This window comes from Roseovarius halotolerans, from assembly GCF_900172255.1.
Taxonomy (GTDB): domain Bacteria; phylum Pseudomonadota; class Alphaproteobacteria; order Rhodobacterales; family Rhodobacteraceae; genus Roseovarius; species Roseovarius halotolerans.
The window spans coordinates 116841-143217 of record NZ_FWFU01000004.1 but is presented as its reverse complement, the minus strand read 5'-3'; the positions used below and the strand labels follow the sequence as shown (position 1 = coordinate 143217).

The 26377-nt window shown below is 64.0% G+C and carries 27 protein-coding genes; 20 read left to right on the top strand and 7 right to left on the bottom strand.

Going from position 1 to position 26377, the window contains the following annotated elements; all coding sequences use genetic code 11:
* Nucleotides 1-4: 4 nt before the first annotated feature.
* The 9 genes from ROH8110_RS15475 (at nt 5) to ROH8110_RS15435 (ending at nt 7168) form a co-directional block, all read left to right on the top strand.
* The gene (locus ROH8110_RS15475) at nt 5-484 is read left to right on the top strand and encodes a UPF0262 family protein (RefSeq protein ID WP_085818664.1); all 480 of its coding nucleotides are present in this window, start codon (nt 5-7) and stop codon (nt 482-484) included.
* Between the two features lie 6 nt (nt 485-490).
* Nucleotides 491-952 (top strand): arsenate-mycothiol transferase ArsC, encoded by a 462-nt coding sequence (locus tag ROH8110_RS15470; RefSeq protein WP_085818663.1) that lies wholly within the window; start codon nt 491-493, stop codon nt 950-952.
* On the top strand, nt 949-1344 hold the full coding sequence (locus tag ROH8110_RS15465) for a ketosteroid isomerase-related protein (protein ID WP_085818662.1): 396 nt from the start codon (nt 949-951) through the stop codon (nt 1342-1344). The genes ROH8110_RS15470 and ROH8110_RS15465 overlap by 4 nt, the downstream gene beginning before the upstream one ends.
* Entirely contained in the window at nt 1341-1925 is a 585-nt protein-coding gene (locus ROH8110_RS15460) for a GNAT family N-acetyltransferase (RefSeq protein WP_085818661.1), read from the top strand. The genes ROH8110_RS15465 and ROH8110_RS15460 overlap by 4 nt, the downstream gene beginning before the upstream one ends.
* Before the next feature lie 596 nt (nt 1926-2521).
* The gene (locus tag ROH8110_RS15455; RefSeq protein ID WP_085818660.1) at nt 2522-3589 is read left to right on the top strand and encodes a Hint domain-containing protein; all 1068 of its coding nucleotides are present in this window, start codon (nt 2522-2524) and stop codon (nt 3587-3589) included.
* 169 nt (nt 3590-3758) lie between these two features.
* Nucleotides 3759-4379: a 30S ribosomal protein S4 gene (gene rpsD / locus ROH8110_RS15450; RefSeq protein WP_085818659.1), complete on the top strand. Its 621-nt coding sequence runs from the start codon at nt 3759-3761 to the stop codon at nt 4377-4379.
* Nucleotides 4380-4558: 179 nt separating this feature from the next.
* Nucleotides 4559-5641: a histidinol-phosphate transaminase gene (hisC, locus tag ROH8110_RS15445; RefSeq protein WP_085818658.1), complete on the top strand. Its 1083-nt coding sequence runs from the start codon at nt 4559-4561 to the stop codon at nt 5639-5641.
* The gene (locus ROH8110_RS15440; RefSeq protein ID WP_085818657.1) at nt 5641-6558 is read left to right on the top strand and encodes a prephenate/arogenate dehydrogenase family protein; all 918 of its coding nucleotides are present in this window, start codon (nt 5641-5643) and stop codon (nt 6556-6558) included. The genes hisC and ROH8110_RS15440 overlap by 1 nt, the downstream gene beginning before the upstream one ends.
* A 4-nt stretch (nt 6559-6562) precedes the next feature.
* Nucleotides 6563-7168: an extensin-like domain-containing protein gene (locus tag ROH8110_RS15435; protein WP_085818656.1), complete on the top strand. Its 606-nt coding sequence runs from the start codon at nt 6563-6565 to the stop codon at nt 7166-7168.
* Between the two features lie 83 nt (nt 7169-7251).
* Here ROH8110_RS15435 and ROH8110_RS15430 read toward each other — a convergent pair whose 3' ends face one another.
* Nucleotides 7252-8262, bottom strand: coding sequence for a DUF2125 domain-containing protein (locus tag ROH8110_RS15430; protein ID WP_085819044.1), 1011 nt, complete (start codon nt 8260-8262; stop codon nt 7252-7254).
* A gap of 65 nt (nt 8263-8327) precedes the next feature.
* Here ROH8110_RS15430 and ROH8110_RS15425 point away from each other — a divergent pair, with 65 nt between their 5' ends.
* The 3 genes from ROH8110_RS15425 to ROH8110_RS15415 all read left to right on the top strand — a co-directional run bounded on the left by ROH8110_RS15425 (nt 8328) and on the right by ROH8110_RS15415 (nt 12082).
* Nucleotides 8328-8858, top strand: a complete 531-nt coding sequence (locus ROH8110_RS15425; protein WP_170156529.1) for a gamma-glutamylcyclotransferase — start codon at nt 8328-8330, stop codon at nt 8856-8858.
* 68 nt (nt 8859-8926) lie between these two features.
* Nucleotides 8927-10153 (top strand): biopolymer transporter ExbB, encoded by a 1227-nt coding sequence (locus ROH8110_RS15420; RefSeq protein ID WP_085818654.1) that lies wholly within the window; start codon nt 8927-8929, stop codon nt 10151-10153.
* 3 nt (nt 10154-10156) lie between these two features.
* Nucleotides 10157-12082 carry a peptidoglycan -binding protein gene (locus tag ROH8110_RS15415; protein WP_085818653.1) on the top strand — a complete coding sequence of 642 codons (1926 nt, stop codon included), beginning with the start codon at nt 10157-10159 and terminating at the stop codon, nt 12080-12082.
* Here the strand turns inward: ROH8110_RS15415 and ROH8110_RS15410 are convergent.
* The 3 genes from ROH8110_RS15410 to gloB all read right to left on the bottom strand — a co-directional run bounded on the left by ROH8110_RS15410 (nt 12069) and on the right by gloB (nt 16301).
* Nucleotides 12069-13043, bottom strand: a complete 975-nt coding sequence (locus tag ROH8110_RS15410) for a M23 family metallopeptidase (protein ID WP_085818652.1) — start codon at nt 13041-13043, stop codon at nt 12069-12071. The two genes, ROH8110_RS15415 and ROH8110_RS15410, sit on opposite strands and share 14 nt — an antisense overlap.
* 2 nt (nt 13044-13045) lie before the next feature.
* Nucleotides 13046-15379 carry an ATP-dependent Clp protease ATP-binding subunit ClpA gene (gene clpA / locus ROH8110_RS15405; protein WP_085819043.1) on the bottom strand — a complete coding sequence of 778 codons (2334 nt, stop codon included), beginning with the start codon at nt 15377-15379 and terminating at the stop codon, nt 13046-13048.
* A 154-nt stretch (nt 15380-15533) separates the two neighbouring features.
* Nucleotides 15534-16301, bottom strand: a complete 768-nt coding sequence (gene gloB, locus ROH8110_RS15400) for a hydroxyacylglutathione hydrolase (RefSeq protein ID WP_085818651.1) — start codon at nt 16299-16301, stop codon at nt 15534-15536.
* A gap of 63 nt (nt 16302-16364) precedes the next feature.
* On the opposite strand from gloB, the gene ROH8110_RS15395 reads away from it, so the two are divergent.
* The gene (locus ROH8110_RS15395) at nt 16365-17105 is read left to right on the top strand and encodes a methyltransferase domain-containing protein (protein ID WP_085818650.1); all 741 of its coding nucleotides are present in this window, start codon (nt 16365-16367) and stop codon (nt 17103-17105) included.
* Between the two features lie 157 nt (nt 17106-17262).
* Here ROH8110_RS15395 and ROH8110_RS18755 read toward each other — a convergent pair whose 3' ends face one another.
* Nucleotides 17263-17595, bottom strand: coding sequence for a VanZ family protein (locus ROH8110_RS18755; RefSeq protein WP_085818649.1), 333 nt, complete (start codon nt 17593-17595; stop codon nt 17263-17265).
* Nucleotides 17596-17989: 394 nt separating this feature from the next.
* Between ROH8110_RS18755 and ROH8110_RS15385 the strand changes: the two genes are divergently transcribed.
* The 5 genes from ROH8110_RS15385 (at nt 17990) to ROH8110_RS15365 (ending at nt 22924) form a co-directional block, all read left to right on the top strand.
* Nucleotides 17990-18550 carry a F0F1 ATP synthase subunit delta gene (locus ROH8110_RS15385; protein WP_085819042.1) on the top strand — a complete coding sequence of 187 codons (561 nt, stop codon included), beginning with the start codon at nt 17990-17992 and terminating at the stop codon, nt 18548-18550.
* A complete protein-coding gene (gene atpA, locus ROH8110_RS15380; protein WP_085818648.1) occupies nt 18551-20089 on the top strand; it encodes a F0F1 ATP synthase subunit alpha in 1539 nt (512 codons plus the stop codon).
* 15 nt (nt 20090-20104) lie between these two features.
* A complete protein-coding gene (locus ROH8110_RS15375; RefSeq protein WP_085818647.1) occupies nt 20105-20989 on the top strand; it encodes a F0F1 ATP synthase subunit gamma in 885 nt (294 codons plus the stop codon).
* Nucleotides 20990-21010: 21 nt separating this feature from the next.
* Nucleotides 21011-22435, top strand: coding sequence for a F0F1 ATP synthase subunit beta (atpD, locus tag ROH8110_RS15370; RefSeq protein ID WP_085818646.1), 1425 nt, complete (start codon nt 21011-21013; stop codon nt 22433-22435).
* 63 nt (nt 22436-22498) lie between these two features.
* Nucleotides 22499-22924: a F0F1 ATP synthase subunit epsilon gene (locus ROH8110_RS15365; protein WP_085818645.1), complete on the top strand. Its 426-nt coding sequence runs from the start codon at nt 22499-22501 to the stop codon at nt 22922-22924.
* A gap of 146 nt (nt 22925-23070) precedes the next feature.
* Here ROH8110_RS15365 and ROH8110_RS15360 read toward each other — a convergent pair whose 3' ends face one another.
* A complete protein-coding gene (locus tag ROH8110_RS15360) occupies nt 23071-23814 on the bottom strand; it encodes an SDR family NAD(P)-dependent oxidoreductase (RefSeq protein WP_085818644.1) in 744 nt (247 codons plus the stop codon).
* Between the two features lie 182 nt (nt 23815-23996).
* On the opposite strand from ROH8110_RS15360, the gene ROH8110_RS15355 reads away from it, so the two are divergent.
* Nucleotides 23997-24347: an H-type lectin domain-containing protein gene (locus tag ROH8110_RS15355; protein WP_085818643.1), complete on the top strand. Its 351-nt coding sequence runs from the start codon at nt 23997-23999 to the stop codon at nt 24345-24347.
* A gap of 21 nt (nt 24348-24368) precedes the next feature.
* Here ROH8110_RS15355 and ROH8110_RS15350 read toward each other — a convergent pair whose 3' ends face one another.
* A complete protein-coding gene (locus ROH8110_RS15350; protein ID WP_085818642.1) occupies nt 24369-25385 on the bottom strand; it encodes a ribose-phosphate pyrophosphokinase in 1017 nt (338 codons plus the stop codon).
* Nucleotides 25386-25555: 170 nt separating this feature from the next.
* On the opposite strand from ROH8110_RS15350, the gene ROH8110_RS15345 reads away from it, so the two are divergent.
* A complete protein-coding gene (locus ROH8110_RS15345) occupies nt 25556-26368 on the top strand; it encodes an alpha/beta fold hydrolase (RefSeq protein WP_085818641.1) in 813 nt (270 codons plus the stop codon).
* The last annotated feature ends 9 nt before the right edge of the window (nt 26369-26377 follow it).

The following is a 26377-nucleotide window of genomic DNA, read 5'->3' as shown; positions in this document are numbered from 1 at the left end:
ATCAATGTCGCGTATCTGTCATATCGAGTTGGATGACGCCAACCTGCCGCCGCCCACGCCGGAAATCGAACAGGAGCGCAAGGTCGCCATGTTCGACCTGATCGAGGAAAACGCCTTTGCCCTGCCGGGGCGCGGCGACCGGGCCGCGCCCGAGGGGCCGTATCGCGTGGGGTTGTCGATCCGCGAAAAACGGCTGGTGTTCGATATCCGCACCGAGTCCGATGAGCCGGCAGCGGAGTTTCATCTTTCGCTCAGCCCGTTCCGGCAGGTGGTCAAGGATTACTGGCAGATCTGCGAAAGCTATTTCGACGCTGTGAAAAACCTGCCGCCCGCCCAGATCGAGACGATCGACATGGCGCGTCGCGGTATCCACAACGAAGGTGCACGGATTCTGGAAGAGCGGCTCGAAGGCAAGGCGGATGTCGACAGCGACACCGCCCGCCGGCTGTTCACGCTGATCTGCGTGCTGCATTTCGGGGGCTGAGTGCGGATGGCTGAAGAGCTTCCTCAGTCGGTGCTCTTTTGCTGCGACCACAACGCGGTGCGCTCGCCCATGGCCGAGGGCATCATGAAAAAGTTATATGGCGCAAGTGTTTACGTCCAGTCCGCTGGTGTCAAAAGCGACATGGAGATCGATGGGTTCTCGATCACCGTCTGCGACGAGATCGGGGTGGAACTGGGGCGCCACCGCACGCGCAGTTTCGACGAGATGGAGCAGTGGGGGGACGATCTGTCGTCCTTCGATCTGATCGTGGCGCTCAGTCCCGCCAGTCAGCGCAAGGCCCTGGAACTGACGCGGGTCTTTCATCTTGATGTGATCTATTGGCCGATCATGGACCCGACGGGTCTGGCCGAGACGCGCGAAGCGAAGCTGGACGCTTACCGGCAGACGCGCGATCAGATCGTCTCGCATCTGAAGGGTCGGTGGGGCGAGCCGGGAGAAAGCGAATGAATTCAACAGTCAAGGCGTATTTCGACGCCTTCAATGCAGGCGATGTGGCCGGAATGCTGGCATGTCTCAGCGATGACGTGGCGCACCATGTCAACGAGGGGCAGGTGCGTGTTGGCAAGGCGGCGTTTGGAGAGTTCTGCGCGCATATGAACCGCTGTTACAGCGAGAATCTGACCGATATTGTCATCTTCGACGCCGAGGATGGGACGCGGGCGGCGGCTGAGTTCGTGGTGAATGGAACCTATCTTGTCACCGATGAAGGCCTGCCGGAGGCAGCGGGACAGACCTACCGCTTGCCGGCAGGGTCATTTTTCTCTTTGAAAAACGGGCAGATAACGCGGGTTGTGACCTATTACAACCTGGCTGACTGGATCCGTCAGGTCAGAGGATGATCCGTGTCGAGCGACTGACCGGCGAGGTGCTGGCGGCGGCGCTTGAGGATGTTGCGCGGCTGCGGATCGAAGTGTTTCACGCATGGCCCTATCTATATGATGGGGATGAGACCTATGAGGAACACTACCTGCAGACCTACCGCGACAGTGATGACGCGATCCTGGTGGGGGCGTTTGATGGGACGCGGTTGATCGGGGCGGCGACGGGGACGCCCCTGGAGGATCATGCTGATGACTTTAGGGCGGCGTTTGATGGGCAAGATATTGATATGAAAGACGTTTTTTATTGCGCCGAGAGCGTTCTGCTGCCCGCTTACCGGGGGCAGGGGATCGGGCATGCGTTTTTCGACGCGAGGGAGGCGCATGCACGCGCCATGAAACGGCGTCATGCGGCCTTCTGCGCGGTGGTGCGACCCGACGATCACCCCATGAAACCCGCGCAATATCAGTCACTTGATCCCTTCTGGCGCAAGCGCGGATATGTGCCGCTTGCGGGGGCGGTCGCGTCGTTTCGGTGGAAGGACGTGGATCAGCCCGATGAGACGGCGCATGACTTGCAGGTCTGGTGCCGGACGCTCTGAGCGTGGGTTTCAGGTAGGTCTTTGAAAGCCATAAAAAATCACTTCGGTATCGCGTCTGCATCTCGTCGGTATCGCGTCGGTGTCGTTATCGGTTAGCCGCAGACGCCAAGGAGCCGCAAAGGCGAAAGGGCGCGCAATATGCGCGCCCCCGAAGATCTCTGAGTCGAAGGACCGGCGAACCGGCCCGGAGGGACCGCCCAGTCTTGATCTTCCTCGGTGCCACCGGCCCCACGGTGGTCCCGGCGTTGGCGGCACAAGTTGAATGCGAGGTCATACCGCCATCCGAGCCGCTGGCGCCTGACACATGTCCGGAAACCGGACCGCGACAGGCTTGGCTGCTGTGTCCAAATACGCCCGCAATCGTGGCGAAATCTGGTCGTTTTCACAGCAAAGATCGGGCGAGCGGGTGGGGCGGCGAAGACTTGCTTACGCGACCTGCGTCTCTGTGCGGAGTTCAGCCGACGCCGGCTGTCCTGTGGGATTGGCGCGACGAGGCTTGCAATTTTTCAGACGAAACATTTGACAGGGCTTCCCAGGATGATTCGTGTCTGCTAACCTGCTCCTAATAAAAAATAAAAGAGGCAGGCATACAGGCAATGAAGACGGGCTTTCGTGGCGCGTTTGTCATCTCCTGGTCGCAGACGGAAGTGGACGGTTTGGACGCCGCCCCGCTTCATGCGCTTTCGGTCGGGGCCGCATGGTCCTGGCGAGGCGATATGGTGCGGGTGGACGGACCCAACGAGTCGCTGCGCCTTGAAGGGGCAAACGGGGCAATCAACTGTCGCAAACGAGCGACACGGCTGGTGCGGCGTCTGGTGGGCGCGGCGCAAGCCAACATCATGGACATCAACAAGGTCGAAGTCGAAGAGCCGCTGATGGATTGCGGTTTCGTCGTCACCGATGGGGCGCAGAGCTATACGGTAACCGTGATCGAAGTGGGCACGGGCGCGCCGCCGCTTTTGATGTTCCTCGATCAGGTTCCGCCCGCAAATACGGAGATGTGGGTGGTGCATCACACGATGGAGGGGCTCTACCGGACGCCGGGTGACAATCCCGATGCCGGTGGCGTGATCTGTTTCACACCTGGCACACGTATCGCCACGCCTGAAGGACCACGGCTTGTCGAGGAACTGCGCGAAGGCGACCGGGTGCAGACCAAGGATAACGGTGCCCAGGACATCCAATGGATCGGCAGCCGCCGGATGAGCGGCGCAAGGCTGTTCGCGATGCCCTATCTGCGGCCGGTACGGATTCGCACCGGGGCGCTTGGCGTCGAGCGGCCGGACGAGGAACTGCTGGTTTCGCCCGAGCACCGGATGCTGATCAGCGGTCAGGTGGCGCGGGCGCTGTTCAATACGCCCGAGGTTCTGGTTGCTGCCAAGGACCTGGTGAACAACGGCACCATCGCGGTTGACCTCAACATGCGCGAGGTGACCTATATTCATCTGCTTCTGCCCAGTCATCAGATCCTGTGGGCCAATGGCATCGAGACCGAGAGTTTCCATCCCGCCAGCGCCATGCTGTCGACGCTGGACCCCGAGGATCGCCGCCGCCTGCTGTGTATCGAGCCGAGGCTGGAGCACGAGCCGGAGCGCTACGGCCGGTTCGCACGGCGCAAGCTGAGCGGGTCCGAGGCGGCGTTGCTGATGCATGAGGCCGCGTAAAGGGCGCCTTTGCAGGCAATTTCTGAAGAGCGGTTGACTCCGCTGCGCGCGCAGGTATAAGCGCGCCTTCATTGGTGTTGGTGGCCCTCGCAAGGGGATGCCTGTCACTTCGGCCAAATCCGAAGAGAGGACAACGCCCTTCGAAACCTGAAACGAAGGAGATCAGCAGATGACAAAAAGAACTGCTGCCAAGTACAAAATCGACCGCCGGATGGGCGAAAACATCTGGGGCCGTCCGAAATCACCCGTCAACCGCCGCGAATACGGCCCCGGCCAGCACGGTCAGCGCCGCAAGGGCAAGATGTCCGACTTCGGTCTGCAGCTGCGCGCCAAGCAGAAGCTGAAGGGCTATTACGGCGACCTGACGGAAAAACAGTTCCGCCGCATCTTCCGTGAAGCCGAGCGTCTGCGCGGCGATACCGGCGAGCTTCTGGTTGGATTGCTGGAGCGTCGCCTGGACGCCGTCGTCTATCGCGCCAAGTTCGTGCCGACCATGTTCGCTGCGCGCCAGTTCGTGAACCACGGCCATGTCCGCGTGAACGGCAAGAAGGTCAACATCCCCTCCTACCGCGTCAAGGAAGGCGACGTGATCGAGGTGCGTGACCGGTCCAAGCAGATGGCCGCCCTGCTGGAGGCTTCGCAGCTTCCCGAGCGCGACGTGCCCGACTACATCGATGCCGACCATTCCAAGATGGTCGCCACCTTCGTGCGCACACCGGGACTGAGCGATGTGCCCTATCCGGTGATCATGGAACCCAACCTCGTCATCGAATTCTACGCGCAGAACTAAGTGTTCTGAAATATTCGCTGGAAGGCCGCGACGGGACCCCCGCCGCGGCCTTTTCTATTTTATCCCCTCGTGCTCGTGCGGCTGTGTGGCCACACGGGCCGACCCTGGCAGGCAAATGCCTTTTGGCGCTGGTCAAGGTAAATGGGCAAAGTTAGAAGACCGGTCAAGGAGACCTGAGCATGACGAAGATCATACCACAGCCCGGCATTTTGGACATCGAGCTATACGAAGGTGGCGCCAGCCATGTGGACGGCGTTTCCAATGTCGTGAAGCTCAGTTCGAACGAGAACCCGTTCGGCGCGAGCGAAGCCGCCAAGGAGGCGTTTCGCAAAGTGGCCTTTGATTTGCATCGCTACCCGTCGAGCGACCATCGCGCCCTGCGCGAAGCGATCGGCGAGAAGCATGGCCTTGACCCGGCGCGCGTGATCTGCGGCGCGGGCAGCGATGAGATCATCGCCTTTCTGTGCCAGGCCTATGCCGGCCCGGGTGACGAGGTGATCCACACCGAGCACGGTTTCGCGCTTTACAAGATCGGTGCGCTGGCCAACGGCGCCACCCCTGTCGAGGTGAGCGAGCGCGAACGGGTGACGGATGTGGATGCGATCCTGGCCGCGTGCAGCGAGCGCACGAAGCTGGTGTTCATCGCCAATCCCAACAACCCGACCGGCACGATGATCGGAGAAGGGGAACTGACCCGGCTGGCCGCGGGCCTGCCGGAACAGGCGCTGCTGGTGATCGATGGCGCCTACGCCGAATATGTCGAAGGATACGATGGTGGTGCGCGGTTGGTAGACGCGCGCGACAATGTCTTCATGACGCGCACCTTTTCCAAGCTCTACGGTCTTGGCGCGCTGCGTGTGGGCTGGGGCTATGGGCCGGATCACGTGATCGGCGTGCTCAACCGTGTGCGCGGCCCCTTCAACCTGAGCCAAGCGGCGTTGGTGGCGGCCGAGGCGGCGATCGGCGATACCGCCTGGACCGAGAAATGCCGCAACGACAACACCCGGCTGCGCGCCTGGCTGGCCGAGGCGCTGGCGGGACACGGAGTGGTGTCGGATACCTCGATGGCGAATTTCATCCTGGCGCGGTTTTCGAGCCAGGCCGAGGCCGAGGCCTGCGATACCTTCCTGCGCTCCGAAGGGCTGATCGTGCGGCGGGTGGCGGGCTACAAGCTGCCCAATTGCCTGCGCATCACCGTCGGCGACGAACCCAGTTGCCGCCGCGTGGCGCATGCGGTGGGGCAGTTCATGGGGGATGAGTGATGGCGCAGCTCTATGACCGTGTGGCGCTGATCGGGCTGGGGCTGATCGCCTCGTCGATGTTCTGGGCCATCCGGCGCGGGGGGCTGGCCGGTGAGGTGACGGGCTACGCCCGCTCGCCCGAGACCCGCGCCACCGCCCGCGAGATCGGTCTTTGCGACCGGGTCTGCGAGAGCGCCGCCGAAGCGGTGGAGGGCGCGGATCTGGTTGTGCTCTGCGTGCCGGTTGGCGCGATGAGCGAGGTGGCGGTGCAGATCGCCCCGGCGCTCAAGCCCGGCGCGACGGTCAGCGATGTGGGCTCGGTCAAGAAGGCGGTGATCGAGGCGGTCGCCCCGCATCTGCCCGACCATGCGCATTTCGTGCCCGCCCACCCGCTTGCGGGCACCGAGCATTCCGGCCCGCGCGCGGGGTTTGCTGAACTCTTCGACAACCGCTGGTGCCTGATCGTGCCGGTCGAAGGCAGCGATCGTGACGCCGTGGCGCGTGTCGAGTCGCTCTGGCAGGGGATGGGCGCGCAGACCGATGAGATGGACGCCGAGCATCACGACCTCGTGCTGGCGGTGACCAGCCACGCGCCGCATCTGATCGCCTACACGATGGTGGGCGTGGCCGATGACCTGCGCCGGGTGACCGACAGCGAGGTCATCAAGTATTCCGCCGCCGGATTTCGCGATTTCACGCGCATCGCCGCCAGTGATCCGACCATGTGGCGCGACGTGTTCCTCAACAACAAGGACGCCACACTGGAGATCCTCGGGCGCTTCACCGAGGAGCTTTTCGCGCTGCAGCGCGCGATCCGCACCGGGGACGGCGATCACCTGCTGGAGTATTTCACTCGCACCCGTGCCATCCGGCGCGGTATCATCGAGGCGGGTCAGGATACCGATGCCCCCGATTTCGGGCGCGTCAAGAAAGGATGAGTTCATGCGCAACGTTCTGCTTCTCCCTCTGGTCCTGATGGGCTGTTCGCTGTTGCCGGGTGGCGCCGACGATCCGGTCGTCTCGAGCCGCGGATCGGTTTGCGGCGACCCCACGATCAAGGGCGAAGTCGTCGGCCAGTTGCCGGGACCAGGCGGCTGCGGCGTGGTGAGTGCGGTCAGCGTGCGCTCGGTGGGCGGGATCGTGCTCAGCCAGCCATCGGTGATGGAATGCAACACGGCGCGCACACTCAGACACTGGGTTTCCCGGGACATGACCCCGGCCGTCGGCAAGATGGGCGGCGGCGTGAGCGGCCTGAGGGTCGCGGCGCATTACGCCTGCCGCACGCGCAATCATCGCCCCGGCGCACGCCTGTCCGAACATGCCAAGGGCAAGGCCATCGACATCGCCGCGATCCAGCTCAGGGACGGTTCGGAAATCTCGGTTCTCAATGACTGGGACAATGGCAAGAAAGGCCGCGTGCTGCGCAAGCTCCACTCCTCGGCATGTGGCCCTTTCGGCACGGTGCTTGGCCCGGAGTCGGATGTCCATCACCGCGACCATTTCCATTTCGACACTGCCGAACACGGCTATGGGCCTTATTGCCGCTAAGCCCCCGACCTTCTTCTGTTTTCAAGTATCCTGGGGGTGAGGCCGCAGGCCGAGGGGGCAAGGCCCCCTGTTTTGCGCCGCCCTCAACGCAGGCGCAACACCGGCGCAGGGCCAATCGGAACCGGCCCCAGCATGATCCGTCCGCCCCTGAGCCCAAGGGGAATGTCGAGCGTCTTGGGATTGCCCGCCATCCCGGAAATCAGCGACAGCCCGTCGCGCAGCGTCCCGGCCAGCCCCGGTGGGATCGCGCCCGCGTTCACCGCAAGCTCGAGAATTTCACGCCAGTTGCGGGCCTTGATGGTGATTTCGCCGGTTGGCTGTCCGGCGCTGTCCACACTCACTTCGCCCGCCGCCTGAAGTTCCAGCCGCCCCCAGCGGGCCTCCGCGAGGCGCAGGTGGATCATCTGGGGCTGAGGGCGGGCGATCTCGATCGCGCTGCGGTCCCAGGGTTTGTCGAACTCCACCGTCAGGTCGGCGCTCAGGGCGTCGAACCTGTCGGGCAGGGTGCCGTTCGGATCAACGAGGTCGCGCCAGCCAAGCGAGGGCGAGAACCCTTCGGCGGCCAAGCCCAGACGGTAGGTTGCGGCATCGGCCATCGGCACATGCTCGGCCGCCAGCCGGAGCGACTGGAGCGCGGTGCTGCCTTTACCCGAAGCGGGGCGGATTTCGAGGCTTTCGGCGGTCAGCGCGGTGCGTTCGACCTGAAGCGTCGTGTCCGGCGCAATCACGAGGCTTGCGCGCATGTCGTCGCTGGAGAGGTGATATTTCTCTTGCGGCGTCGCCAGAAGCTGCTGTCCGGGCCAGACGGCGATCACGTGATTGGGCTGGTAGCTGAGCGCGTTGATTTCGAATTGCGGCGCCTCCCATGCCAGCCCGGTGCCTGGATCGGCCATGGCAAGCCCGGTTGCGACCGTATCCAGCCGGTTGGGATAGCCCTGCACCTTTAGGCTGGTGTAATCGGCGACCCAGCCTTCGGCGCGGCGCTCCTCGAACCAGTTCGAGAAAGCGGATTCGAGGCTGGTTGCGCCGACATACCAATATCCCGACCACGCCGCGGCGGCGATCACGATGACAGTCAGCAGCAGCCTGAGCATTCCGGCCCCTTTCATGCGGTTTCCCGATGGTGTTTAAGGCGTCAAAAGCGAGAGGAACAGCAATAATGACGATGTGGGTCTTCGGCTACGGGTCGCTGCTTTGGAATCCCGGTTTCGAGGCGCAGGAACGGGTGATCGCCACGCTGCCCGGCTATCACCGCAGCTTCTGCATGCGTTCGATCCATCATCGCGGGACAGAGGATGAGCCCGGCCTCGTGTTGGCGCTCGATGCGCTGGAGGGGGCGCAGTGCAACGGTGTCGCGCTGTCGGTGGCCAGCCACGAGCAGGACGACGTGTTGGCCTATCTGCGCGAGCGCGAGTTGATTTCCTCGGCCTATCTGGAAAAGATGCTGCATGTTGCGTTGGCCGATGGCCGCAAGGTCGAGGCGGTGACCTATGTGATCGATCCCGACCATGTTCAGTATTGCGGCGGCCTGGACCTCGAAGAGCAGGCGCGTATCATCGCGCGGGCGGTCGGCGGGCGGGGGCCGAATACCGAATATCTGTTCAATACCGCCGCGCATCTGGGCGAATTGGGTATCACCGACCGGGAACTTGACTGGCTGGCGCGGCGCGTGCGCGCGCTGACCGCATAAATCCTTGGCTTGCCCGCGCCGGGGGCGTAGGGTTGGCACAACGAGAAACAGAGCCGGGAGCCGTCCAGATGGACCAGCCGGACCGCGAGGTCGAGCCGCATTTTTCACGCCCCGTGCGTCAGATCGTTCTGATGCTTATCGTGCTTGGCCTGACCGGGGCGGGCGCCTTTCTTGCGCTGCCCAGTGTGATGCCCGTCTTCGAGGCGAACCCGTTTCTGAACGGGTTCATCATGTTCGTCTTTTTTATCGGCGTGATCGCCTGTTTCTGGCAGGTGTTCCAGCTGATCGGCTCGGTGCGCTGGATCGAGGGTTTTGCGGCTCAGCATCCGGGGCACGAAATGGTCAAGGCGCCGCAATTGTTGGCGCCGCTGGCGACCTTGCTGCGCCAGAGGGGCAAGCGGATGCAGATCGCTTCGACCTCGGCCCGCTCGATCCTGGATTCCGTTGCGCAGCGGATCGACGAAGCCCGAGAGATCACGCGGTATATCGTCAACCTGCTGATTTTCCTTGGCCTTCTCGGCACGTTCTATGGTTTGGCCACCACGGTCCCTGCGGTGGTGGACACCATCCGCAGCCTTGCCCCCCAGGAGGGCGAAGGCGGCGTGGATGTGTTCAATCGTCTGATGACGGGGCTTGAGGCGCAGCTTGGCGGGATGGGCGTGGCCTTTGCATCGTCGCTTCTGGGCCTTGCGGGCTCGCTTGTCGTGGGTTTGCTCGAGCTTTTCGCCGGCCACGGTCAGAACCGGTTCTACCGCGAACTCGAGGAGTGGATGTCGACGATCACGCGGGTCGGGTTCTCGGCCGGGGATGGCGAGGGCGGCGGCGATAGCGGCGCGATGGCCGGTGTGCTGGATCAGATGGCCGAGCAGATGGACAATCTGCAGATGGTGCTGACCCAGTCGGATGTGAGCCGGGCAATGGTCGATGAAAAGCTGGGTGTGCTGGCGGATTCGATCGAGCGCCTGACGCATCGGATGAGCGACACCAACCCGGTGACATCGGCGCTGAACCGGTTGGCCGACGGGCAGGAACGGATGATCCACCTGATGGAGGAAAGCGCCCAGCATGGCGGCGAGGGGATGGATGCGGAAAGCCGCATGCGGCTGCGCTCAATCGACGTGCAGATGCTGCGCATCCTCGAGGAGATCAGCGCCGGGCGGCAGGAAACCATGACCGAGCTGCGCACCGATCTTGCGGCGCTGACACGGGTTTTCAACCAGTTGCGCGGGCAGCAGCGCGGGCGCGGCGCGGGTCAATCTCTTGCGCCGGGTCCAGACGACGGGCGGGAGAGCTAGGCGATGGCGCTTTCCCGGCGCACAGGTGCGCGTTTCCAGGCCTCGATCTGGCCGGGATTCGTGGATGCGATGACCGGGTTGCTGCTGGTGCTGATGTTCGTGCTGACGATCTTCATGATGGTGCAGTTCGTGCTGCGCGAAACGATCAGCGGACAGAACAGCGAGTTGGATGAGCTGTCTGCGGAGGTGGCGGCGCTGGCGCAGGCTCTGGGGCTTGAACAGGACCGCAACGCGACGCTGAGCGAACGGGTCGGCGAGCTGACCACCACGCTTGGCAATGCGCGTGCGCGCCAGCAGGAGCAGGCGGCGCTGATTGCCAGCCTGCAATCCGAGCGCGCAGCGCAAGACGAGGCGTTGTCGGCGGCGCAGTCAAGGTTGGCCAGTTTCGAGGACCAGGTGGCGGGGCTTCTGGCGCAGCGCGATCAGGCGTTGGGGCAGGTGGCCGATCTGGAGGATACCAATCAGGAGCTGATGTCGCGCCAGGAGCAGTTGCAGCTGGCGCTGGCGGATCTGCGCAGCGAGGTCGACGCCTCGGCGGAAGCGGCCCGGCTGGCGGCCGCCCGGCGCGAAGCACTCGAGGCGCTCGTCGCCGATCTGCGCAGCGAGGCCGCGGCGCAGGAAGATGCCGAGGCCGATCTGAGCGCACGGGTGGAGGCGCTGGAAAGCGAGCTCAGCGAAGAGGAAAAGGCGCGCCTTGCTGAGGCGGCTGCCGCCGAGGCGCTACGCGAAAGGCTGAGGAATTCGGAATCCGAGCTGAGCGCCATGACCCTTGCCCTGGAAGAGCAGCGCAAGCGGGCCGAGGAAACCCTGACCCTGCTGGCCGCCGCCGAGGCGGCGCAGGAGGATCTGAATGCGCAGCTGGCGGCGGCGATCCTGGCACGCGACGAGACACGGGAAAGCCTTGCGACCAAGGATGCAAGGCTGGCCGAACTGGAAGCGCGGGTCGACGAGGCCGAGAGCGGCCAGGAAGGCACCGCCGCCGAGCTGGCCCGCGTGCGCGACCAGTTGGAAGCTGCGCGCGAGCAGCTTGCGCGGATGGTTGCGCAGAAAGAGGCCGCCAAGGCCGAGGCGATGGATGTTGAGGATGTGCGCGCGAAACTGGCCGCCGCCCTTGCGGCCCGCCTTGATGCCGAACAGAAGGCCGAAGAGCGCCTGAGCGAAGCCGAGGAGCGCGCGGCGCTTCTGGCGCAGGCGCGAGACAAGCTGGCCGAGCAGCAGGACATTGCCAGCGAGGCGCAAAAGCAGCAGACGCTGCTCAATCGGCAGGTGGCGGCGTTGCGCGATCAGCTTGGGCAGTTGCAGGCGCTTCTGGACGATGCAAAGGCGCGCGAGGCGTCAAAGGACGTGCAGCTTCAGTCTTTGGGCAACGAACTCAATACAGCGCTGGCGCGCGTTGCGGCCGAGGAACGCAAGCGCCGTGAGGCCGAGGAAGCCAGGGCAAAGGCGTTGGAGGAGCAGAACAAGGATCTCGAGCGCTATCGTTCGGAGTTTTTCGGACGGCTGCGGGATGTCCTGGGCTCACGCGAAGGCGTGCGGATCGAGGGCGACAGGTTCGTGTTCTCCTCGGAGGTGCTGTTCGCGCCCGGACAGGCGACGCTGTCGGAAGATGGACGCCGGGAAATCGCCAAGGTTGCCGACATCATCAGCAGCGTCACCGACGATATCCCCGAGGGGATCGACTGGGTGTTGCAGGTTGATGGCCATACCGATGACGTGCCGGTCGTGCCCGGCGCCGCGTTTGAAGACAACTGGGAACTGAGCCAGGCGCGGGCGTTGTCGGTGGTGCGCTACCTGATCGACAATCTGGGGCTTTCGCCCGAGCGGCTGTCGGCCAACGGATTTGGCCAGTATCAGCCGATCAATACCGCCGACACCCCCGAGGCGCGGGCGCAAAACCGCCGGATCGAGTTGAAGTTCACCGGGAAATGACGCCGATATCGGCATGGCGAGCGGCGAGCACCCGGCCATCACGCTGCAGCACGACATAGCCGCGATAGGCGCCTTCGGGCCAGCCGGTTTCTGGCGCGCGACGTCCGAAGGCGCGAAACAGCTGTGCCTGGGGTGCTTCGAGGTCCAGCAGGGTGGCGAAGACCTCGCCGTCGGGACCTTGGGCGGTGAAGGTGAGGGTGTCGCCCGGCTTGGCATAAAACACGTGCGCATAAAGAACCAGCGGCTGGTCGGGCGTGGCCTCTTGCATGCGGGCGGCGCCGGAACTGACGGTGTCGAGATCGGGCACGGAGGTTGAGAAACCGGCCGTGAACAGGCCCGCGCGGTCATAGCCCGGCGCATCGCGCCACAGCCCCTTGCCCCCGGCGCCGCAGGTGTCGCGGTTTCCGGGGTTGAATGGATCGACCACCTCGCCATCCTTCAGCACGCCCAGATGAAGATGCGGCACATTGGTCAGACCGCTGAGCCCGACAAGTCCGAGAACGTCTCCGGCCTGCACCTGTTGCCCCGACTTCACCGCGATGCTGCCGTTCTGCATGTGGCAATAGAGGGTCTGCCAGCCGCCGCCGTGGTCGATGCGCACTGCGTTTCCGCATTCACGCCCTTCGATCTGGTCGCGGGTGTCGGGACTAATCGCGCGATCCTGAACGCCGTCACGGGTGGCGGCCACGACACCGGGCGCCGCAGCGAGGACGCTGACACCCTGTTCCATCGCCTCGAATGACAGGAGCGCGATATCGGTACCGCGGTGCCCGTCACGGCTTTTGATGCCGCAGGCGTGGTCGCGCTGGCCATCGCTGGGGTCGGTATCGACGTAATCCTCGATAAAGCATGTCCGGCCAAGGTCGCAGGCGACGGGGAGAGTAAGTTCGGGCTGGTCGGCCGCCAAGGGAGTGGCGACCGACACAAGCCAGAGCAGAAGCACGCCAGCGATGCGGCGCATGGTCAGTCAGCGGTCAGAAGCGGGGGCCGCTTGCCCGAGAGGCGGGGGCGGTCCGGACCGTCAATGCGCAGGTCGATCTTGCCGTCGGTCACGCCGACCTGAACCACGCCGCCCTTGGCGAGCTTGCCGAACAGCAGTTCCTCGGCCAGGGGCTTCTTGATGTGCTCCTGGATGACGCGGGCGAGGGGGCGCGCGCCCATCTTGTCGTCATAGCCCTTTTCGGCCAGCCATTCGGCGGCTGGCTTGGTCAGTTCGATGGTCACGTTGCGATCCATCAACTGCGCCTCGAGTTGGAGGACGAATTTCTCGACCACCTGCAGGATCACGTCCTTGGGAAGCGGGCCGAAGGAAATGACCGCATCCAGACGGTTGCGGAATTCCGGCGTGAAGGTGCGTTCGATCGCGGCGGTATCCTCGCCCTCGCGGCGATCGCGGCCAAAGCCGATGGCCGACTTGGCCTGTTCGGTCGCCCCGGCATTCGAGGTCATGATCAGCACGACATTGCGGAAATCCACGGTCCGACCGTTGTGATCGGTCAGCGCGCCATGATCCATCACCTGCAACAGGATGTTGTAGACATCCGGGTGCGCCTTTTCGATCTCGTCCAGAAGCAGGACGCAGTGCGGGTGTTGATCGACACCGTCGGTCAGAAGCCCGCCCTGATCGAAGCCGACATAGCCCGGCGGCGCGCCGATCAGGCGGGAAACCGCGTGTTTCTCCATGTACTCGGACATGTCGAAGCGCAGAAGCTCGACACCGAGCGAATCGGCCAGTTGCTTGGCGACCTCGGTCTTGCCGACGCCGGTGGGGCCCGCGAAGAGGTAGTTGCCGATGGGTTTCTCGGGTTCGCGCAGGCCGGCACGCGCCAGCTTGATCGCGCTCGAGAGGGCCTCGATCGCGGTGTCCTGCCCGAACACGACGCGCTTGAGGGTCTTTTCCAGGTCCTTGAGCACCTCGGCGTCGTCCTTGGAGACGTTCTTGGGCGGGATGCGGGCGATCTTGGCGACGACGGCTTCGATCTCCTTTGCGCCGATGGACTTGCGGCGTTTGGAGGCGGCGACCAGATGCTGCGCGGCGCCAGCTTCGTCGATCACGTCGATCGCCTTGTCGGGCAGCTTGCGGTCATTGATGTAGCGCGCCGACAGGTCGACCGCCGACTTGATCGCGTCGTTGGTGTATTTGACGCTGTGATGCTCCTCGAAATAGGGTTTGAGGCCCTTGAGGATCTTGATCGCGTCGTCGGTCGTGGGTTCGACCACGTCGATCTTCTGGAACCGGCGGCTGAGCGCGCGATCCTTTTCAAAATGCTGGCGGAATTCCTTGTAGGTGGTTGAGCCCATGCAACGCAGCTTGCCGCCCTGAAGCGCGGGCTTGAGCAGGTTGGAGGCATCCATCGCGCCGCCGGAGGTGGCGCCGGCACCGATGACGGTGTGGATCTCGTCGATGAAGAGGACCGCGTCGGGGTGATCCTCCAGTTCGTTGACGACAGCCTTGAGCCGCTCTTCGAAATCGCCGCGATAGCGGGTGCCCGCCAGAAGCGCGCCCATATCGAGCGAGTAGATCGTTGTCTTGGAAAGAACCGCGGGGGTCTGACCCTTGACGACCTTGTGCGCAAGGCCTTCGGCGATGGCGGTCTTGCCGACGCCGGGATCGCCCACCAGAAGCGGATTGTTCTTGCGGCGGCGGCAGAGCACCTGGATGCAACGCTCGACCTCGGAATCGCGCCCGATCAGCGGGTCGATATCGCCGCGGCGCGCCTTTTCGTTCAGGTCGACGCAGTATTTCGCCAGCGCGGATTCCCCGGCCTCGACGGCGTCGGATTCGGTATCGGCACGGCTGCTGTCGCCATCGGATTCGGTGGCGCCGGACACGGGGCGCGATTCACCATAGGCAGGATCCTTGGCGACGCCATGCGCGATGAAATTCACCGCGTCGTAGCGGGTCATGTCCTGTTCCTGAAGGAAATAGGCGGCGTTCGATTCCCGTTCGGCGAAGATGGCGACGAGAACATTGGCGCCGGTCACTTCGGTGCGGCCGGAGGATTGCACATGGATCGCCGCGCGCTGGATGACGCGTTGGAAAGCGGCGGTCGGCACGGCTTCGGAGCCTTCGATGTCGGTGACGAGATTTGCGAGGTCGTCGTCGATGAATTCCACCAACGTGCCGCGCAGATCCTCGGTGTCGACGCTGCAGGCCTTGAGCACGCGCGCGGCGTCGGGTTCGTCGATCAACGCCAGCAGAAGGTGCTCCAGCGTGGCGAACTCGTGCTGCCGGGCGTTGGCCAGGGCCAGCGCCGCATGGATTGCCTGTTCCAGCGTGGTCGAAAATGAAGGCACGTCGTGCTCCTTGCTGATCTGGGTCGGGGCCTGAGCCACCGACCGTGGCCTGATAGGTTTAAAGTTTGGTCTATATCACCCGGTCTTCAAGTTTTTTCTGGCTCCGGGCGGTCACTTTTCGTTCCGTGGGATTGCAAATGTTGCAGATGGGCGATCAGAACGCGTCCTTGCGCTTGCGGATTTCGGCGAAAACCTCGGCAGGGTCGGCACCGGTCATACCCAGAAGCGCTTGTATCGCCGGGTCGGTGGCGCGCAGGAAGGGGTTCGTTGCCAGTTCCTCGGACAATTTGGACGGGACCGTGGGGTGGCCCTTTTCGCGGGCCGCGTCCACTGCCGCTGCACGGGATGTAAGCGCGGCATTGTCAGGATCAATAGTCAGCGCGAATTTCGCGTTGGCCTGGGTGTATTCATGGCCCGAACAGACGGTGGTGGCGGGCGGCAGGGCGGCGAGCTTGCACAGGCTGTCCCACATCTGTTCCATCGTGCCCTCGAACACCCGCCCGCAGCCAAGCGCCATCAGGCTGTCGGCAGAGAAGACCGTTTCGCTTTCGGGAAAATGGAAGGCGATGTGGCCGACCGTGTGGCCCGGCACCTCGATGACATGGCCGGTGGCGTTGCCGATGATGATGCTGTCGCCTTCCTGCACCGCGATGTCGAGCGGCGGCAGGCGGTGCGCGTCGGCGGCGGCGCCGATGACCTTTGCATGTGCGTTTTCCAGCAGTTCGTCGAGGCCTTGCACATGATCGGCGTGGTGATGGGTGATCAGGACATGGCTGAGAGTCCAGTCCCTTTCCTCCAGTATCTCGAGGATCGGTTGCGCCTCGGGGACATCCACCGCGGCTGTCTGGCCTGTGTCGGGGTCATGCGCCAGGTAGGCGTAATTGTCCGAAAGGCAGGGAATGGTCTCGATCTGAAGAGTCATGGTATTTTCCCGATTGCCGGTTAATGTTAGCGTCGAGACTGACCGATCATAGGCCCGGCTGCAATGCATCTCGATGTGCAGGACCTTCGCAACTTCTATTATCGCAGCCAGTTGGGGCGTGCGGCGCAGAAGGCCGTGCGCATAGAGGTGCTCCGTTTCTGGCCCGAGGCACAGGGGCAGACGGTGGTGGGGTTCGGATTCGCGGTACCGTTCCTGCGGCCCTACCTTGAGGAATCACGCCGGGTGATCGGATTAATGCCTGCACCTCAAGGGGTTATCGGGTGGCCGCAGGGCGGGCCGAGTGTTTCGGTGCTGTGCGAGGAGACGATCTGGCCGCTGGAAACGGGTCATGTGGACAAGCTGCTGGTGATGCACGGGCTGGAAACCAGCGAGAATCCGGGGGCGTTGCTGGAGGAGTGCTGGCGGGTGCTGGGGCCGGGGGGATCGGCGCTTTTCGTGGTGCCCAACCGTGCGGGACTGTGGTCGCGCTCGGACCGCACGCCATTCGGATATGGCCGCCCCTATAGCCAATCGCAACTTGAGAACCAGTTGAAATTACACGGTTTCATGCCGCTCAAACATGCCACGACCCTGTATCAGCCCCCCTCGGAGCGGCGGTTCTGGCGCAAGACGGCGGGCATGTGGGAGAAGCTGGGCGGTCGCTTGTCGATGGTGCTGTCGGGGGGTGTCCTGATGGTCGAGGCGACGAAGCGGGTCCATGCGCCGCTGGGGCCGGGGCTGCGCGAAACGGTGCGCAAACCCCTGGATGTCCTGAAGCCCAAACCCGAGGCGAAGCCGGTCTGAGGACTGTACGAAACGCCCGTTTTGTACGGCGGTTTTGTACGGGATTCGGGGGTGCGGCGCGAAATTCCGTACAAATTGGTTTCTTGCGGGTGATCGAGGGGCGCGATCCTGTCTCGAATCCTGCTGACGAGGCCGGATGTTCGGCCCATGCCGTCCCTCAGCCCAGCCGCGCGCGGAGCTGGCCGGGGAGGAGGCCGAGGGCGATGCCGATGGCGTCAGCGAGAAAGTCGCCCCATTCGGCGCTGCGCCCGACCGAGGGCTGGATCAGTTCGATCGCGCCGCCATAGGCCAGCGCCAGCGGCGCGAACCAGAGTGCGGCGCTTGGGCGCAGCCAGCCGAGCGGGAGGACGAGGAGCGCGAAGGCGAGCGCGTGGATCTGCTTGTCGGTCAGCGGCAGCGCCGGGCCGGGCGCACCCGGCGGCGAAAGCGTACCCCAGCCGATCAGCAGCGCCACGAAAAGGGTTAACAGAATGGCATATGGATGCTTCATGAGCGCGCCCGCAAAAGAGGCGCCCAAGGTTGCGCCCGCCCCTGCGATACACCCTTGGCGTGGCACCGCAAAGCCCGGCGCCGCGCTGATAGCGTTAACGTCCGCAAGCGGCATTTGCGCGACAAACGCGTCAAGGAATCGCCAAATGAAGGGAAAATCATAACTTTTTAATTCGGGAAAATGCGCGCAAACGGTCGCACTTGGGGCAAGTCATTGAAAACAAGCGGTATTCAATGGTATACATCGCTTTGCGTGCAGCTTGCTAGGTGCGCAAGGCTCTGCTACACCCCTGCCGAATTTCGGTGCTTTGAAAATCTTCAACGCCTGTCAACGCCCCCGGCAGCAGATGATACCTCTGCGTCAAGACCGGGGCCAGAAAATCGGAAGGGTGGACGTGTCCGAACCAGCTTCGATCTCATCCGGCATTGCCGAGCGCTATGCCACCGCCATTTTCGAGATTGCGACGGAAAGCAAATCTCTGGCCAAACTGGAATCCAACATCGCCGACCTGTCCGCCGCCCTCGATGAGAGCAGCGAACTGCGCGAGGTGATTGCATCGCCGGTCCTGTCGCGTGCAGACCAGGGCAAGGTGATGGAGGCGCTGGCCGCAAAGATGGGGCTTGAACCGGCCATGTCCAACGGCCTGGCCGTGATGGCCTCCAAGCGCCGCCTGTTCGTGCTGCCGCAGCTTCTGAAGCAGCTGCGCGCCATGATTGCCGATCACAAGGGCGAAGTGACCGCCGACGTGACCAGCGCAAAGGCGCTGACCAAGGCACAATCCGACAAGCTGGCGAAGACGCTCAAGGCGCGCGTCGGCAAGACTGTCAAGATCAATGCGACCGTCGATGAGAGTCTCATCGGCGGTCTTGTCGTCAAGGTGGGCTCGAAGATGATCGATACCTCGATCCGTTCGCGCCTCGATTCCCTCCAGAATGCAATGAAAGAGGTCGGATAAATGGGTATCCAAGCTGCAGAGATTTCTGCGATCCTGAAGGACCAGATCAAGAATTTCGGCCAAGAGGCCGAAGTGGCCGAAGTGGGCCGGGTTCTTTCGGTGGGTGACGGGATCGCGCGCGTGCACGGTCTGGACAATGTTCAGGCCGGCGAGCTGGTCGAATTCCCCGGTGGTGTCATGGGCATGGCGCTGAACCTCGAGACCGACAACGTCGGTATCGTGATTTTCGGCTCGGACCGCGAGATCGGCGAGGGCGACACGGTGAAGCGCACCAAGTCGATCGTGGACGTTCCGATCGGTGACGAGCTTCTCGGGCGCGTCGTGGACGGCCTGGGCAACCCGCTGGACGGCAAGGGCCCGATCAAGACCAAGACCCGCGGCCTGGCCGATGTGAAAGCGCCGGGCATCATCCCGCGCAAATCGGTTCACGAGCCGATGGCCACCGGCCTGAAATCGGTCGACGCCATGATCCCGATCGGCCGTGGCCAGCGCGAGCTGATCATCGGCGACCGCCAGACCGGCAAGACCGCCGTGGCGCTGGACACGATCCTGAACCAGAAATCCTATAACGATGCCGCCGGCGACGACGAGAGCAAGAAGCTCTACTGCGTCTATGTCGCCATCGGCCAGAAGCGTTCGACCGTGGCGCAGCTGGTGAAGAAGCTGGAAGAATCCGGCGCCATCGAATATTCCATCGTCGTCGCCGCAACCGCCTCGGACCCCGCGCCGATGCAGTTCCTTGCGCCTTATGCCGCCACTGCGATGGCCGAGCATTTCCGCGACAATGGCCGTCATGCGCTGATCGTTTACGACGATCTGTCCAAACAGGCCGTGGCCTATCGCCAGATGTCGCTGCTGCTGCGCCGCCCGCCCGGCCGCGAAGCCTATCCGGGTGACGTGTTCTATCTTCACTCTCGCCTGCTGGAGCGTTCGGCCAAGCTGAACGAGGATAACGGTTCTGGTTCGCTGACGGCTCTGCCGATCATCGAAACCCAGGGCGGCGACGTGTCGGCATTCATTCCGACCAACGTGATCTCGATCACCGACGGTCAGATCTTCCTCGAGACCGAACTGTTCTACCAGGGCATCCGCCCGGCCGTGAACACCGGCCTGTCGGTGAGCCGCGTGGGTTCGTCGGCGCAGACCAATGCGATGAAATCGGTCGCCGGCCCGGTCAAGCTGGAACTGGCGCAGTATCGCGAGATGGCGGCCTTCGCCCAGTTCGGTTCGGACCTCGATGCCGCTACTCAGCAGTTGCTGAACCGCGGCGCGCGCCTGACCGAGCTGATGAAGCAGCCGCAATACTCGCCGCTGACCAATGCCGAGATCGTCTGCGTGATCTATGCGGGCACGCATGGTTACCTCGACAAGATCGGTGTCGATCAGGTCGGGCGTTTCGAACAGGGCCTGCTGAACCACCTGCGCGGCAAGCACCAGGATCTGCTGGACTTCATCACCAAGGAAGATCCCAAGGTGAAGGGCGAGGCCGAAGACAAGATCAAGGCTGCGCTGGACGAATTCGCCACCGACTTCGCTTAAGGGGGAGATAAGGCAATGCCGAATCTCAAGGACCTGAAAAACAGGATCGCGTCGGTCAAATCGACCCGCAAGATCACCAAGGCCATGCAGATGGTGGCCGCGGCGAAATTGCGTCGGGCGCAGGACGCGGCGGAGCAGTCGCGTCCCTATACCGAGCGGTTCAATGCCGTCATGGGCAAGCTGGCCGCATCGGTCGGGGACAGCGACAGCGCCCCCCGCCTGCTGCGGGGCACCGGCGCCGATGACGTGCATCTGCTGGTCGTGATGACCGCCGAGCGGGGTCTGTGCGGTGGCTTCAACGCCAATATCGCAAAGAAAGCCCGCGCCGAGGCCAACGAGCTGCTGGCCAAGGGCAAGACGGTGAAGATCATCACCGTGGGCAAGAAGGGCCGGGATTCGCTGAAGCGCGACTTCGGCAAGCATTTTGTCCACCATGTCGACCTGAGCGATGTGAAGCACCTGAGCTACAGCGATGCGCAGGCGATCGCGGCGGAGGTTCTCGGCCGGTTCGATGCGGGCGAGTTCGATGTGGCCAAGATCTTCTTCTCGCGGTTCGAGAATGTGGTCAGCCAGATCCCGACCATGCAGCAGGTGATCCCGTTCCAGGTGGACGAGGATGCCGCCGCCGATGCGCCCGAGGCCGGTGTCGTCTACGATTACGAGCCGGACGAGGAGGCCATCCTGGCCGATCTTCTGCCGCGCGGCGTGGCGACGGCGATCTTCAGCGCGCTGCTGGAGAACGGCGCTTCGGAGCAGGGCGCGCGGATGTCGGCGATGGACAACGCCACCCGCAACGCCGGCGAGATGATCGACAAGCTGACGATCGAATACAACCGTTCGCGTCAGGCCGTCATCACCAACGAGCTTATTGAAATCATTTCGGGCGCCGAGGCGCTCTAACCGAGACCGGAGACACGAGACATGGCACAAGCAAAAGGCACAATCACGCAGGTGATCGGCGCCGTGGTGGACGTTCAGTTCGGCGATCACCTGCCCGAGATCCTGAACGCCCTTGAGACCGACAACAACGGCAAGCGGCTGGTTCTGGAAGTGGCGCAGCACCTGGGTGAGAACACCGTGCGCACCATCGCGATGGACGCGACCGAGGGCCTCGTGCGCGGGCAGGAAGTGAAAGACACCGGCGGCCCGATCACGGTTCCCGTGGGCGATGTCACGCTGGGGCGCATCCTGAACGTGGTGGGCGAACCCGTCGACGAGGGCGCGCCGATCAAGGCCAAGGAAATGCGCTCGATCCACCAGCCGGCACCGGAATTCTCCGAGCAGTCGACCGAATCCGAGGTGCTGGTCACCGGCATCAAGGTGATCGACCTGCTGGCACCCTACGCCAAGGGCGGCAAGATCGGCCTGTTCGGCGGCGCCGGCGTGGGCAAGACGGTTCTGATCATGGAACTGATCAACAACATCGCCAAGGTGCACTCGGGCTACTCGGTTTTCGCCGGTGTGGGTGAGCGGACCCGTGAGGGCAACGACCTTTACCACGAGATGATCGAATCCAACGTCATCAAGCCAGACAATCTGGAAGAGAGCCAGGTTGCGCTGGTCTATGGCCAGATGAACGAGCCGCCGGGAGCGCGCGCCCGTGTTGCCCTGACCGGCCTCACGCTGGCCGAGCAGTTCCGCGACCAGTCGGGCACCGACGTTCTGTTCTTCGTCGACAACATCTTCCGCTTTACCCAGGCGGGTTCGGAAGTGTCGGCGCTGCTGGGCCGTATTCCTTCGGCCGTGGGCTATCAGCCGACGCTGGCCACCGACATGGGCCAGATGCAGGAGCGGATCACCTCGACCAAGCAGGGCTCGATCACCTCGATCCAGGCCGTCTATGTTCCCGCGGACGACCTGACCGACCCGGCCCCGGCCACGACCTTTGCCCACCTCGACGCCACCACGGTTCTGAGCCGCGCGATTTCGGAGCTGGGCATCTACCCGGCCGTGGACCCGCTCGACTCGACCTCGCGCCTGATGGACCCGTCCATCGTCGGCGAGGAGCACTACCAGGTGGCCCGCGACGTGCAGGGCATCCTGCAACGCTACAAGTCGCTTCAGGACATCATCGCCATTCTGGGGATGGACGAACTGAGCGAAGAGGACAAGCTGACCGTGTCGCGCGCCCGCAAGATCCAGCGCTTCCTGAGCCAGCCCTTCGACGTGGCGAAGGTGTTCACCGGTTCGGACGGCATCCAGGTGCCGCTGGACGACACGATCGCGTCGTTCAAGGCGGTTGTCGCGGGCGAGTATGACCACCTGCCCGAAGGTGCCTTCTACATGGTCGGCGGCATCGACGACGTGAAGGCCAAAGCAGAGAAGATGGCTGCCGACGCGGCCTGATGAACGCCTGTCCGGCCCCGGATCGCTTCGATCCGGGGTGCGGGCATGACAAGGAGGCCAAGCATGGCTGATACAGTGCAATTCGATCTGGTGTCGCCCGAGCGTCGCCTGGTGTCGATGGAAGCGCGCGAAGTGCGTATTCCGGGCGCCGAGGGCGACCTGACGGCGATGGCGCAGCACAGCCCGCTGATCACCACGCTGCGTCCCGGCATCGTCACGGTGACGAGCGCCGAGGGCAGCACCGACTATGTCGTGACCGGCGGCTTCGCCGAGATCGACGGCGAGACCGTGTCGGTCCTGGCCGAGCGCGCGATCCCGCGCGAAGAGATCACCCAGGAGCACTTCAAGTCGCTCGTGGACGAGGCAACCGACAAGCTGGCCAAGGCGCAAGAGGTCTTTGTCAACGAGCCCGGCCCGGTGGACGATGCCGCCAAGCTGCTGGCGGACATGGTGGCGATGGGCGACCATATCGGCCTGTCGCCGAACTGAGGCGACGCGCCGCCGGACGTTACAGGAAAGGCCCGCCGGATGGCGGGCCTTTTGACGTTTCAGCCTTTCGGGGACAAGGCCGGGGGGCCAGCCCCCCGGACCCCCCGAGGTATTTGAGGCCAGATGAAGGGGCGACGGCGCGCCGGTCAGACGTGTTGTGCGCCGTTCACCTCGATCTCGGTACCGGAGACATAGGAGCTGGCTTCGGTGCAGAGGAAATAGATCGCTTCGGCCACTTCCGAGGGTTGGCCGAGGCGGCGCAGGGGCAGGGTTTCGACGATCTTGTCGGTGCCTTCGCTGAGGATGCCGGTTTCCACCTCGCCCGGTGCGATGGCGTTGACCCGCACCCCGGCGGGGCCGAAATCATGCGCCATTTCGCGGGTGAGCGCCGCCAGGGCCGCCTTTGACGTGGCATAGGCCGCCCCGGCGAAGGGATGCACGCGCGATCCTGCGATCGAGGTGACATTGACCACCGCGCCCTTTGCGGCCGAGAGTTCATCTATCAGTCCGCGCGCCAGCACCACGGGGGCGAAGAAATTGACGTGGAAGACCTGCCCCCAGACATCGAGTCCGGTGTCGATCGTGTTGAGCCGCGCGCCCGCATCGCCCTTGGGCGAGATGCCGGCATTGTTCACCAGCGCGTCGAGCCTGCCGCCGGGGAGGCGGGTGCGGATTTCCTCGACCGCCGCGATGGTCTGGCGGGGGTCGGAGAGATCGACCTGGATGTGGTCGCGTTCGCCATTGGGCCAGGGACATTCGCTGGAGAACGGCTGTCGTGAGCAGCTGATGACGCGCCAGCCGCGGGCGGCGAAGGTGCGCACGGTGGCATGACCGATTCCGCGGCTGGCCCCGGTCAGAAGCAATGTACGTTGGGTGTCGATATCCGGCATGTGGCTGTCCAATCCCTGTCAGGCGCGTGCTGACCTTGGGCCGTGCGGCGGGGCGAATGCAACAGGGATTTCGAGGGTCGGCGCCAGGGCGGCGGGCGGTGCGTTCACGGATTTTCCTTTTCGCCTTCTCAATCCCGCCCAAAAGCCCTATTACGGTTGGCCGGAACGCCGGGATCTTGCCAATGAAATATTTAACCAGTCAGTCCATAGGTGTCGCGCAGGGCGATGACGTGCTGTTCTCGGATTTCGAGGATGGCGGCGAGATGTGGACGGGTGAGGGTGCGCGTGAGCGGCGCAAGGCGCTCTTGTTCAGGGAACCGTTCCGGGGCGCGCCGATGGTGCATGTGTCGCTGTCGATGTGGGACATGGACAGCGCCACCAATGCCCGCGCCGACGTGGCCGCCGAAAAGATCACTGAAAAGGGGTTTGACGTGGTGTTCCGCACCTGGGGCGACACCCGCGTGGCACGCGCGCGCATCCGCTGGATCGCCATCGGCGAGGTCGCGCATGAGGATGACTGGCAGCTTTACTGAGGCGTTCGCGCGCGCGGCGCGTCAGCTGCCGAACTGGCCTTCGTAGATGGGTTCGAGGGTTTCGGTCTCGAACAGCGAGGACACCGATGTGCCGTTCCAGATGTTCAGGATCGCCTGGGCGAAGATCTGGGCGGTCGGGATGATGCGGATATTGGGCGCGGCCTTGATTTCGGGGGTGGGCTGAATCGTGTCGGTGATGACCAGCGACTTCATCACCGATTTGGTGATGCGTTCGACCGCGGGGCCGGAAAGCACGCCGTGGGTGATATAGGCGTGGACCTCGGAGGCGCCGTTGTCCATCAGCACCTGGGCGGCCTTGCAGAGCGTCCCGGCGGTGTCGCAGATGTCGTCGACGATCACGCATTTCTTGCCCGAAACGTCGCCGATCACGGTCATTTCCGCGATTTCGCCGGCCTTTTCGCGGCGCTTGTCGACGATGGAGAGGGGCGCTTCGATTCGCTTGGCGAGTTCGCGCGCCCGCGCCACGCCGCCGACATCGGGCGAGACGATCATCACGTCATCGATCGTGTCCTTGAACTGTGACTTGATGTCGAGCGCGAAGACCGGTGCGGCATAGAGGTTGTCGACGGGAATGTCGAAGAAGCCCTGGATCTGGGTGGCGTGCAGATCCATCGTGAGGATCCGCTCGATCCCGGCGCCGACCAGCATGTTGGCGACCAGCTTGGCCGAGATCGGGGTGCGCGCCTTGGACCGGCGGTCCTGTCGGGCATAGCCGAAATAGGGGATCACGGCGGTGATGCGCTTGGCCGAGGAGCGGCGCAGCGCGTCGGACATGATGAGCAGTTCCATCAGGTTGTCATTGGCCGGGTTCGAGGTGGACTGGATGATGAACATGTCCTCGCCGCGGACGTTCTCATAGACCTCGACGAAGACCTCCTGATCGTTGAAGCGTTCGACGCGGGCATCGACCAGCCCGACATTGACGCCGCGATGCATCGACATGCGGCGGGCGATCGCCTGCGAAAGCGGCTTGTTGGCGTTGCCGGTGATCAGTTTGGGTTCAGGCGTGGTCGGCATGGTGCAAAGTCCCCGGGATGGCGGCGTGTTACAGATTCGTTAAGTTGAACTTCGCTTAGCATGCGCTTAGCGTCGGGCAAAGCTAAGGCTAGGGGGAACGGGCCAAAATGGCGCAGGATGAGCGTTTGAGAGGCACCAGAGGCGTTTGCGCGCGGGGGCAGGGCTGAAACATGCCAAGCGGTGAGCGGGCGGGGTTCCCGACCTATTGGACAAGTTACGGGCACGGGCCGCGCGCGGCGCTGGCATTGCATTGCTCGTTGGCGCATAGCGGGAGCTGGGCCGGGCTGGCCAAGCGGATCGCGAGCGAGATGACGCTGACCGCGTTCGATCTGCCGGGGCATGGGCGCAGTGGCGCGTGGCACGGGCAGGGCGATATCCAGGCGCTGAGCGTCGCCATCGCGGCGGATTTCCTGGACAGCGGGGCGCCTGCCGACCTGATCGGGCATTCCTTTGGCGCGACGGTGGCGTTGCGGCTGGCGGTGGAGCGCCCGGAGCTGGTGCGCAGCCTGATCCTGATCGAGCCGGTCTTCTTTGCCGCCGGTTTCGCCGATGCGCCGGGGGCGCGCGCGACATTCGACAGCATGATGATGGGGTATGCAGGGGCGATGGCCGCGGGCGACCTGATGGGCGCGGCGCAGGCCTTTGCGACGATCTGGGGGGCGGGGATGCCCTGGGATGCGATCCCGCCTGCGCAACGCGAAGCGATGGCCGAGCGGATGCCGCTGATCAAGGCGGCGGAACCGACGCTCTACGAGGACGAGGCGGGGCTGTTGGCGCCCGGCGTGCTGGGGGCCGTCGATGTGCCGGTGCTGCTGGTCGAGGGCAGCGAATCGCCGCCCATCGTGGCGGCGATCCACGAGGCGCTGGCGGCGCGGCTGCCGCGCGCGGAGCGCACGATGATCGGCGGCGCGGGGCATATGGCGCCGCTTACGCATCCCAAGCAGGTGGGATCGGAAGTGCTGCGGTTCCTGGAATGGGCGTGAGGCGCGCCG

Coding starts and splice junctions, on each gene's coding strand:
- ROH8110_RS15365 (WP_085818645.1), top strand. CDS start 22,499: ATGGCTGATACAGTGCAATTCGATCTGGTGTCGCCCGAGCGTCGCCTG.
- ROH8110_RS15345 (WP_085818641.1), top strand. CDS start 25,556: ATGCCAAGCGGTGAGCGGGCGGGGTTCCCGACCTATTGGACAAGTTAC.
- ROH8110_RS15465 (WP_085818662.1), top strand. CDS start 949: ATGAATTCAACAGTCAAGGCGTATTTCGACGCCTTCAATGCAGGCGAT.
- ROH8110_RS15455 (WP_085818660.1), top strand. CDS start 2,522: ATGAAGACGGGCTTTCGTGGCGCGTTTGTCATCTCCTGGTCGCAGACG.
- ROH8110_RS15395 (WP_085818650.1), top strand. CDS start 16,365: ATGCATCTCGATGTGCAGGACCTTCGCAACTTCTATTATCGCAGCCAG.
- ROH8110_RS15410 (WP_085818652.1), bottom strand. CDS start 13,043: ATGCGCCGCATCGCTGGCGTGCTTCTGCTCTGGCTTGTGTCGGTCGCC.
- ROH8110_RS15420 (WP_085818654.1), top strand. CDS start 8,927: ATGGACCAGCCGGACCGCGAGGTCGAGCCGCATTTTTCACGCCCCGTG.
- atpD (WP_085818646.1), top strand. CDS start 21,011: ATGGCACAAGCAAAAGGCACAATCACGCAGGTGATCGGCGCCGTGGTG.
- ROH8110_RS15360 (WP_085818644.1), bottom strand. CDS start 23,814: ATGCCGGATATCGACACCCAACGTACATTGCTTCTGACCGGGGCCAGC.
- gloB (WP_085818651.1), bottom strand. CDS start 16,301: ATGACTCTTCAGATCGAGACCATTCCCTGCCTTTCGGACAATTACGCC.
- ROH8110_RS15355 (WP_085818643.1), top strand. CDS start 23,997: ATGAAATATTTAACCAGTCAGTCCATAGGTGTCGCGCAGGGCGATGAC.
- ROH8110_RS15475 (WP_085818664.1), top strand. CDS start 5: ATGTCGCGTATCTGTCATATCGAGTTGGATGACGCCAACCTGCCGCCG.
- ROH8110_RS15415 (WP_085818653.1), top strand. CDS start 10,157: ATGGCGCTTTCCCGGCGCACAGGTGCGCGTTTCCAGGCCTCGATCTGG.
- hisC (WP_085818658.1), top strand. CDS start 4,559: ATGACGAAGATCATACCACAGCCCGGCATTTTGGACATCGAGCTATAC.
- ROH8110_RS15375 (WP_085818647.1), top strand. CDS start 20,105: ATGCCGAATCTCAAGGACCTGAAAAACAGGATCGCGTCGGTCAAATCG.
- ROH8110_RS15435 (WP_085818656.1), top strand. CDS start 6,563: ATGCGCAACGTTCTGCTTCTCCCTCTGGTCCTGATGGGCTGTTCGCTG.
- ROH8110_RS15470 (WP_085818663.1), top strand. CDS start 491: ATGGCTGAAGAGCTTCCTCAGTCGGTGCTCTTTTGCTGCGACCACAAC.
- ROH8110_RS15430 (WP_085819044.1), bottom strand. CDS start 8,262: ATGCTCAGGCTGCTGCTGACTGTCATCGTGATCGCCGCCGCGGCGTGG.
- rpsD (WP_085818659.1), top strand. CDS start 3,759: ATGACAAAAAGAACTGCTGCCAAGTACAAAATCGACCGCCGGATGGGC.
- ROH8110_RS15350 (WP_085818642.1), bottom strand. CDS start 25,385: ATGCCGACCACGCCTGAACCCAAACTGATCACCGGCAACGCCAACAAG.
- ROH8110_RS15460 (WP_085818661.1), top strand. CDS start 1,341: ATGATCCGTGTCGAGCGACTGACCGGCGAGGTGCTGGCGGCGGCGCTT.
- atpA (WP_085818648.1), top strand. CDS start 18,551: ATGGGTATCCAAGCTGCAGAGATTTCTGCGATCCTGAAGGACCAGATC.
- ROH8110_RS18755 (WP_085818649.1), bottom strand. CDS start 17,595: ATGAAGCATCCATATGCCATTCTGTTAACCCTTTTCGTGGCGCTGCTG.
- ROH8110_RS15440 (WP_085818657.1), top strand. CDS start 5,641: ATGGCGCAGCTCTATGACCGTGTGGCGCTGATCGGGCTGGGGCTGATC.
- ROH8110_RS15425 (WP_170156529.1), top strand. CDS start 8,328: ATGACGATGTGGGTCTTCGGCTACGGGTCGCTGCTTTGGAATCCCGGT.